At 70.3% G+C, this 7593-nt stretch carries 5 protein-coding genes and 2 pseudogenes; 1 reads left to right on the top strand and 6 read right to left on the bottom strand.

The window, feature by feature from the left end; translation table 11 throughout:
* Window positions 1-378 (bottom strand): annotated as a pseudogene (locus EAO75_RS27340) (transposase family protein); the annotation flags it as partial.
* 484 nt (window positions 379-862) lie between these two features.
* Between EAO75_RS27340 and EAO75_RS27335 the strand changes: the two are divergent.
* Window positions 863-2254, top strand: a complete 1392-nt coding sequence (locus EAO75_RS27335; RefSeq protein WP_147997660.1) for an MFS transporter — start codon at window positions 863-865, stop codon at window positions 2252-2254.
* A 60-nt stretch (window positions 2255-2314) separates the two neighbouring features.
* Here EAO75_RS27335 and EAO75_RS27330 read toward each other — a convergent pair whose 3' ends face one another.
* The 5 genes and pseudogenes from EAO75_RS27330 to EAO75_RS47640 all read right to left on the bottom strand — a co-directional run.
* Window positions 2315-4261 (bottom strand): helix-turn-helix domain-containing protein, encoded by a 1947-nt coding sequence (locus EAO75_RS27330; RefSeq protein WP_147997659.1) that lies wholly within the window; start codon window positions 4259-4261, stop codon window positions 2315-2317.
* A 75-nt stretch (window positions 4262-4336) separates the two neighbouring features.
* Window positions 4337-5146 (bottom strand): 3-hydroxybutyrate dehydrogenase, encoded by an 810-nt coding sequence (locus EAO75_RS27325; RefSeq protein ID WP_147997658.1) that lies wholly within the window; start codon window positions 5144-5146, stop codon window positions 4337-4339.
* A gap of 54 nt (window positions 5147-5200) precedes the next feature.
* Window positions 5201-5680, bottom strand: a complete 480-nt coding sequence (locus EAO75_RS27320; protein ID WP_147997657.1) for an NUDIX hydrolase — start codon at window positions 5678-5680, stop codon at window positions 5201-5203.
* 68 nt (window positions 5681-5748) lie between these two features.
* Window positions 5749-7359, bottom strand: coding sequence for an apolipoprotein N-acyltransferase (gene lnt / locus EAO75_RS27315; protein ID WP_147997656.1), 1611 nt, complete (start codon window positions 7357-7359; stop codon window positions 5749-5751).
* A 158-nt stretch (window positions 7360-7517) separates the two neighbouring features.
* Window positions 7518-7593 (bottom strand): annotated as a pseudogene (locus EAO75_RS47640) (GNAT family N-acetyltransferase); the annotation flags it as partial.

The following is a 7593-nucleotide window of genomic DNA, read 5'->3' as shown; positions in this document are numbered from 1 at the left end:
GTTCTTCAGCCGGCCGATCACATGCTCGACGCGAGCGCGGACCTTGCGGTGCGCGGCATTGTCTTCTTCCTGGCCCTTCAGCAGCGGCCGCCCCGGCCGTTTGCGGTGCGGGACGACGAGCCCGGTGTTGATGTAGGCGCCGTCGCCGAGCACCGTGACGCCCTGGCACTGCCGGGCCAGGCCCGAGTCCCGCCAGGCCTTCGCATCCGCCGTCGTACCGGGCACCGGGCGGGGCACGGCCACCACCAGACGCGTATCCGCGTCCACGACGACCTGCACATGCGCCGAAAACCGGTAGTTACGCGAGGACGTGCCCACGCTGCGGTCACGGACCGGAATGAGCGTGCCGTCCACGATCCATAACCGCGCGATGGCGTCCTACGGCCTCGAGGATCGTGCCCTGCGATGAACGAAATGGCGGCCTGTGTGTGGTCCGGCACTTGATCTTGGTGATGTCGCAAGCGTCCCCGCGCGTGATCGGTTCCCAGCCCTCAGCTTCATGCCGGACCAGGCGGCAGCGGCTGTCCGATCGGCCCCAGATGACGGCGTTCAACGCAGCGTAGTCAGCACCAAGTCAGCACGGGAGAGGTTGAGACGGGTGATGACGTGCGCTTTTAGTCAGCACCGAACCAGCACGGGAGTCAGCACGCCAGAGTCAAATCACCCCCAACGACGCAGCCAGGACACCGCCCGTCCTGTCATCGATCAAGCCCTCGGGGCAGCCATCGAAGCACCGACATAGCGGCAACACGCACACCCCGACCGCGAACTATGTAGTCCCACCACATGTGCCCTTGACCTGCAGGTTCCTACGGTGTGCGAACACGTACCCGTCCCCACCGCACACGAGGAAGTGGCGCACATGGCCTCCGGAACCACCGCTCCCCCACCACCCGCGAACCTCCGTCGCATCGTCGCAGCCAGTCTCATCGGCACCACCATCGAGTGGTACGACTTCTTCCTCTACGGATCCGCCGCCGCGCTCGTCTTCAACAAGCTGTTCTTTCCGGAATCCGACCCGCTCGTCGGCACCCTGCTGTCGTTCCTGACCTACGCGGTCGGATTCGCGGCGCGGCCTCTGGGCGCGCTGGTCTTCGGGCACTACGGGGACCGGCTCGGGCGCAAGAAGCTGTTGGTGCTGAGCCTGCTTCTGATGGGTGGGGCGACCTTCGCGATCGGGCTGTTGCCGACGTACGCGACCATCGGGTCCGCGGCGCCGGCGCTGCTGACCGTGTTGCGGCTGGTTCAGGGATTCGCGCTCGGTGGTGAGTGGGGCGGAGCCGTGTTGCTGGTGTCGGAGCACGGGGACGCGCGACGGCGTGGGTTCTGGGCCTCGTGGCCGCAGACCGGTGCGCCCGCGGGTCAGTTGCTCGCGACGGGTGTGCTGTCCCTGCTGACGGCCGTGCTGTCGGACAGTGCCTTCGGCAGTTGGGGCTGGCGGATCCCGTTCCTGCTCTCCGGTGTGCTGGTGATCGTCGGTTTGTGGATTCGTCTGTCTGTCGATGAATCGCCCGTCTTCAAGGAGGCGTTGGCGCAGGCGGAGGCACGCAAGGTCGCGCGCACGGACACGGCGGACGCCGAGAAGCTGCCGCTGGTCTCCGTGCTGCGGCACCACTGGCGTGACGTACTGGTGGCCATGGGTGCGCGCATGGCGGAGAACATCAGTTACTACGTCATCACGGCGTTCATCCTCGTCTACGCCACCACATCCGCCGGCCTCTCCAAGCAGACGGCGCTCAACGCGGTCCTCATCGCCTCGGCCGTCCACTTCGCGGTCATCCCGGCCTGGGGCGCGCTGTCGGACCGGATCGGCCGCCGTCCCGTCTATCTGCTGGGCGCGGCCGGAGTCGGGCTGTGGATGTTCCCGTTCTTCTCGCTCATCGACACGGGAGGCTTCGGCAACCTGCTCCTCGCCGTGACCGTGGGCCTGGTGTTGCACGGCGCCATGTACGCACCCCAGGCCGCCTTCTTCTCCGAGATGTTCGCGACCCGGATGCGCTACTCCGGTGCTTCGATCGGCGCCCAGTTCGCTTCGGTCGCGGCGGGTGCGCCGGCACCGCTGATCGCCACCGCGTTGCTGAACGCGTACGGCAGCTCCACCCCGATCGCCCTGTACGTCATCGCCGCTGCCGTCCTGACGCTGGTTGCGGTCGGCCTGGCCAAGGAGACCCGTCACCGGGACCTGGCCGACGTCGAAGCCTCGGCGGGCGCGGAGCCCGCGGCGGCTCGTGCGGCGGACGCGCACACCGTCTGAGGACCGGCCCGAAGGGCCATCCCTTTGCCGGCAGCCCCCGCACGCCCATGCGTGCGGGGGTCAGCGCTGTGTCTGTGCCGACAACTTGTGCAGGCGCAGGGCCAGTTGGATCTCCAGGACACGCGCGGGGCTCTGCCAGTCGGCGCCGAGGAGGTGGCCGACGCGCTCGAGACGCTGCGCGACCGTGTTCACATGGACGTGCAGCTCGTCCTTGGTCCGGGCCGGGCTCATCCCGCAGGCGAAGTACGCGTCGAGGGTGTGCAGCAGGTCGGTGCCGCGCCGTTCGTCGTAGGCGACGACCTGGCCGATCGTACGGTCGACGAAGCCCACGATGTCCCGGTCCCCCGCCAGCAGCAGCCCGAGGAACCCGAAGTCCTCGGCGGCTGCGCCGTCCCCGGAGCGGCCGAGCAGCCGCAGCGCGTCCAGGCAGCGCCGGCTCTCCTCATAGGCGGCGGCTACGGAGTCGGGGTGTGCGGCCAACTCCTCGACCGGAGCGGAGGCGCCGACGGTGACCGCCTCTTGGACGGCTGTTCCGAGGTGCCGGGCGGCGCGGCGGGCCACGGCGGTGGCCGTCTCCCCTGTCTCGAGGGGCAGGAGCAGCACGGTGCCGCCGTCACGGGCCGCTGCCAGACCTTGCCGGGTCGCGGCAAGGTGGGACGCGGCGGACCACAGGCGTCTGCGGGCAGCCGCCTCCTGGTCGGCGTCGGCCGCTACGGCTTCCAGGCGGGCGGCGAGGACGACATGGGTGGCGTCGAGGTCGGCGTACAGCCGCGCCGCACGCTCGCGCAGCAGCCGTGGGTCGCGGTCGCGGGCGTCGAGCAGGTCATCCAACAGCTCGCCCCGGACGCGCTGTTCGGCCTCGGCCGCGGAGCGTCGGGCGAGGAGGAGCAGGGAGGTGACCGTGGCGGCCCGCTCCAGAGTGCGTTGGTCCACGGGGTCGAGGCCGGGGTGGCCGCGCAGCACCAGTGCACCGAGGAGTTCGCCGCCCGCGACCACGGCGGCGATCCAGTCGTCGCCGTGCCGTACCGCGTGGCCTTCGGCGCGGGAGGCTTCCAGGGCCGTGGCCGGTGCGTCGACGGCCGCCGCGAACTCGACTGCGCCGTCGAGGACTTGGGAGACGGCGGCGGCCACGTCGTGCACTCCGCCGCCGTGCAGCACGAGTTGGGCGAGTCGGTCGTGCACGTCGGAGGCCCGTTCGATGACTCCGCTGCGGTCGCGGATGATCTCGTTGGCCCGTTCCAGATCGGCGAGCGCCGAGCGGGTCTCGCTGAGCAGGTTCGCGGTGTCGAGGGCGGCAGCGGCGAGGGCGGCGAAGGAGCCGAGCAGCGCGATCTGCTCCCGCTCGAAGACCCGGGCGCGCCGGTCCGCCGCGAAGAGGACGCCGATGACGTGGTGGCCCAGCATCAGCGGCACGCCGAGGATGGCGACCAGCCCTTCGTCACGCACTCCGGCGTCGATGGTGAGGGTGTGCTGGAAGCGGTCGTCCTTGAAGTAGTCGTCGGTGACATAGGGGCGGGCGGTCTGCGCGACGAGTCCGCCGAGGCCCTCCCCCATGCCGAGCCGCAGCTGCTGGAAGCGGGCCGCGACCGAGCCCTCGGTCACCCGCATATAGGTGTCGCCCCTGGCCGGGTCGTTCAGGCTGAGATAGGCGACGTCCGTGCCGAGCAGGGACCGGGCGCGCTGCACGATCGCCTGGAGTACGGCGTCCAGGTCCCGCAGGCCGGCCAGGTCGTGGGCCGTCTCGAACAGGGCCGACAGCTCGGCCTCGCGCCTGCGTCGTCCCTCCAGCTCGGAGCGGACGCGCAGTGCGAGCAGCTTGGCCTGCTCGAGGGCGACGATCCATTCGGTGGATCTGCCCTCGGCGCGGGCGAGCAGCACCGGCTGCTCGTAGGCATCGGCGGACGCGCCCCTGGCCAGCAGCTCGAGGAACGGCGTCTCGGCGCTGCTCAGGGGCGCTCCGGCAGCGCCTGGTGAGCGCTCGGCTGGGTGCACGTGATCGCGGGACATGCCGACAGGATTGCTCATCGCACCGCCACCCCGTCAGCCCTGTGGATAACTCGGTTTTCCGCCGGCCCCGGCCGGTCAGTGCGCGGTCCAGCCACCGTCGAGTACCAGGGAGGTACCGGTGACGAAGGAGGCCTGCGGGCTGCACAGGTACGCCACGGCCTCGGCGACCTCCTCCGGTTCGATCAGCCGCTTGACCGCGCTGTCCTGCAACAGCACCTCGGACAGCACGCGCTCCGTGGGAATGCCGTGCGCCCGGGCCTGGTCGGCGAGCTGCTTCTCGACCAGTGGGGTGCGCACATAGGCGGGGTTCACACAGTTGGAGGTGACGCCATGGGGTGCGCCCTCCAGGGCGGCGGTCTTGGAGAGTCCCTCCAGACCATGTTTGGCGGCCACATAGGCCGACTTGAAGGCTGAGGCACGCAGTCCATGTACGGAGGACACATTGACGATCCGGCCCCAGCCCTGCCCGTACATATGGGGCAGGGCACCACGGATGAGCCGGAACGGCGCCTCCAGCATCACGGTGAGCACCGTGTGGAAGACGTCGGCCGGGAACTCCTCGATGGGCCGTACCAGTTGCAGCCCGGCGTTGTTGACGAGGACGTCGGTCCCGGAGGCGGCGAGTTCGGCGGCGTCCAGGTCGGTGAGGTCGAGGACGTGCGCTTCGACGGCGCCCCCGAGCCCTCGGGCCCCTTCGACGAGTTCCTCCAGGCCCGCGGCGTCCCGGTCGACCGCTCTCACCTTGGCCCCTGCGGCCGCGAGCCGTAGCGCACAGGCGCGGCCGATGCCGCCGGCGGCTCCGGTGACCAGCGCGGTGCGGCCGCCGAGGTCGAGGGGCGAGGGCAAGGACGAGCCTTGAGCCGGGAGGATGCTGGGCGGGGTCATGGCTCGACCCTAGGTAGCACCCCGACCAGGCCACATATGGTCGCAACCCATACTTCAGTCCGAGCTCATAGGCTCGAACCACGTGGGTTCATCAGCCAGCGCCTGCTTGATCCGAAACAGCTGGCCCTCGTCCATCTGGGGCAGCGCGTCCACGTCGTACCAGCCCACCTGAACCGATTCGTCGTCGTTGACCCGCGCCTCGCCGCCGACGGCCCGGCAGCGGAGGGTGATGTCCATGAACTGGCACTGGTCACCGTTGGGATAGGTGACTTCTCTGCTGGACCTGACGAGTACGACCCGTTCGGGGACGCACCGGATGCCCGTCTCCTCGTAGACCTCCCGCACGGCGCAGGCCGCGGGCTGCTCGCCCGGGTCGGGAATGCCGGTGATCACGGTCCACTTGTGGTTGTCCGCGCGCTGCCCCAGCAGGACCCGCCCCTCGTCGTCGAAGACGACGGCGCTGATCCCGGGAAGCCACAGCAGTTGCTGACCGGCGGATGCCCGGATCGTACGAATGAAGTCAGGAGTAGCCATGTCCCCGACCCTAACGGGCCGGTGGCGGCGCCCCCGGTGGGTTCCGGGGGCGTGTGACCGGCGTACAGCTACGCGTCACCGGCGCGACGCGCGCGCATCCCGGCGCCGATCGCCCAGCCGAGGCCGCCCGCGGCCACGAGCAGCAGGGCGATCTCCGGCAGGATGCCGAGCCGCGTCGCGGGCGTCTCGGAGGAGCGCAGCGGGACCTTCTGGACGAGCGAGTCGGCCACGAACATGCCGGTCCTCTGCGTGATCTCGCCGTCCGGCATGATGATCGCGCTGACGCCGCTGGTCACCGGAACGGTGACGGTCCGGCTGTGCTCGACGGCGCGGACACGGGACATGGCGAGCTGCTGGTAGGTCATCTCGCTGCGGTCGAAGGTGGCGTTGTTGCTCGGCACGGAGATCATCTGCGCGCCGTCGACGACCTCGGAGCGCACGGCCCAGTCGAAGGCCGCCTCGTAGCAGGTGACGAGACCGACCTTGGCGCCGTCCATGGTGAACACGCCCGGCTCGCTGCCGCGGCTGAAGTCCTTGCGGACCATCGAGGTCCAGTTCTCGTTGATCGCCCCGACGAGCGAGCGCAGCGGCAGGTACTCGCCGAACGGCTGAATCTGCCGCTTGTCGTAGGTGTCGACGGGGCCCTTGTCGGGGTCCCACAGGATCTGCTCGTTGAGCAGCTTGCCGTCCCGCTCGACGACGCCGCCCACCGAGATGGGCGCACCGATCGCCTTGGCGGCCTTGTCGATGACGGCGCGGGCGTCGGCGTTGGCGAAGGGGTCGATGTCGGAGGAGTTCTCGGGCCACAGCACGAAGTCGGGCCGGGCGACCTTCCCCGCCTTGACCTCGGCTGCCAGGCGCTCGGTCTCTCGCGCGTGGTAGTCCAGTACGGCTCGTCGCTGGGAGTTGAAGTCCAGCCCCGCGCGCGGCACGTTGCCCTGGATGACGGCGACGGTCGCGGTGCCGCTCTCGGCCTTGTCGCTGACCAGCGGCCGTGCGGCCACGGCGCCCACCACGGGTACGGCCACGCTCAGCAGGGCGACGGCCGCGGCGGACCGCTGGACGGACCGCGTGCGCCGTCGTTCCATGGCCAGGCGTACGACCTCGTACAGACCGAAGCCGCACAGGACGACCGCGAAACCGAGCACCGGCGTGCCACCCAAGGCGGCCAGCGGGAGGAAGACGCCGTCGGCCTGGCCGAACGCGATCTTGCCCCACGGGAAGCCGTTGAACGGCGCACGCGCGCGTGCCGCCTCACCGGCGATCCACAGCGCCGCGGCCCACACCGGCCAGCCCGGCAGCTTCGACACCGCGGCCACTCCCGCGCCCACCAGCGCGACGAAGACCGCCTCGATCACGACGAGTGCGAGCCAGGGGCCGGGGCCCACCTCCACGCCGGTCCACACCAGCAGCGGCAGCAGGAAGCCGAGGCCGAAGAGATAGCCGAGGCCGAGTCCCGCCTTCCAGCTGCGGCCACGCAGCACCCAGCCGAAGATCGCGAAGGCCGGCAGGGACAACCACCACAGGGTGCGCGGTGGGAAGCTGACGTAGAGCAGCACTCCGGAGAGCGCCGCGGCGAGGGCCGGAACCAGACGCACGAGCCGTGCCGCGCGCGAGGTGGGCGCGATCTGCGGCTCAACCTGGTCCGACTCGTCCACGGAGGTTGCGGTGACGGTCACTCGGGGAGTGTACGGCGGTCGACCTTGGCAGGGACAGCGAGGTCGGTGGGCGAGGCATCGCGGTCCCAGGCACTCGGGCGACGCATCGTTCCTGCACGACACGTCCACAAACCGGCCATAAGCCGTTACGGTATGCCGGAGCCTCAGTCGTATCGCCCGCGCCAGGCGGCGGCCCAGTCGGTGCCGTCGTCGGGGAGCCCGTCCGGGTAGTACGTCGCCCTGGCGCGCGCGTGC

The organism is Streptomyces sp. UW30 (genome assembly GCF_008042075.1).
Taxonomy (GTDB): domain Bacteria; phylum Actinomycetota; class Actinomycetes; order Streptomycetales; family Streptomycetaceae; genus Streptomyces.
Note: the sequence above shows the minus strand (reverse complement) of the source record. Positions and strands in the feature narration are given on the sequence as shown.